General features: G+C 61.3%; 2 protein-coding genes. Both read right to left on the reverse strand.

The features are described from left to right. Positions 1-217, reverse strand: a 217-nt coding sequence (locus MA04_RS21720; RefSeq protein WP_262462850.1) for an alpha/beta fold hydrolase, incomplete at its 3' end; no start/stop codon positions are given. A gap of 30 nt (positions 218-247) precedes the next feature. Then, the coding region (locus MA04_RS21725; RefSeq protein WP_262462852.1) for a hydrolase at positions 248-875 on the reverse strand (628 nt) is incomplete at its 5' end.

The raw sequence follows: 875 nt of genomic DNA on the forward strand, positions 1-875 counted from the left end.
CCATGTCGTTGCCGGTGTCGGTCTGGTCGGAACGGCCGTGCCCACGCCGGTCGAACGCGACGACGCGGTAACCCTGCGAGAGAAAGAACAGCATCTGGTTGTCCCAGTCGTCCGACGACAGCGGCCAACCGTGGTGGAAGACGATGGGCTGAGCGTTTTTCGGTCCCCAGTCCTTGTAGAAAATGCGGGTATCGTCCCGAGAAGTGATGGTCGCCATGGAGACGTCCTCCTGGTCGCGTGATGCGAATCAGCCGGCGGCGCTCGGCACTGGCGTGTTGAGAAGCTGTTGCTCCCACAGAAGCGCGATACCGCTGCCACCGGCATGCTTTACAATCAACTCCGACAACTCGGCGACATGCTCAGTCCGCGCCCAATCACGCTGCCATTCAGACGCCACCGCCAGCCAGGTCATCATGTTGGCGCCGGCGGCGATCATGCGCTGGATAGCCACCTCATGGGCCTCCACGGAAACGCCGCCGGAAGCATCGGTCACCACCGTGACGTCCCAACCCTCACCGAGAGCCTGAATCGCCGGCATCGCCACACAGACTTCAGTCCACAGGCCGGCAATAATCAGTTGCTTGCGGCCGGTGGCCTTGACCGCGTCCACCACCGTCTTGTCCTGCCAGGTATTAATGAGCGTCCGATCGATCACTTCCTGGTCGGGAAACACGTCGGTGATCTGCGGAAAAATGACACCGCCCCGATCCGCGATCACGCTGGTCAGGATAGTGGGTACACCGAAAGCCTTGGCCACCTTGGCCAGGCCCGTCGCGTTGTTCACCACCATCTGCGGTTCGTGACTGTTCAGGTTGGCGAGCTGGTAAGGCTGGTGGTCGATCAGAACCAGTACGGAATCTTCGGGACGAAGAAGC

It is taken from the genome of Alloalcanivorax balearicus MACL04 (assembly GCF_025532145.1).
Lineage (GTDB): Bacteria > Pseudomonadota > Gammaproteobacteria > Pseudomonadales > Alcanivoracaceae > Alloalcanivorax > Alloalcanivorax balearicus.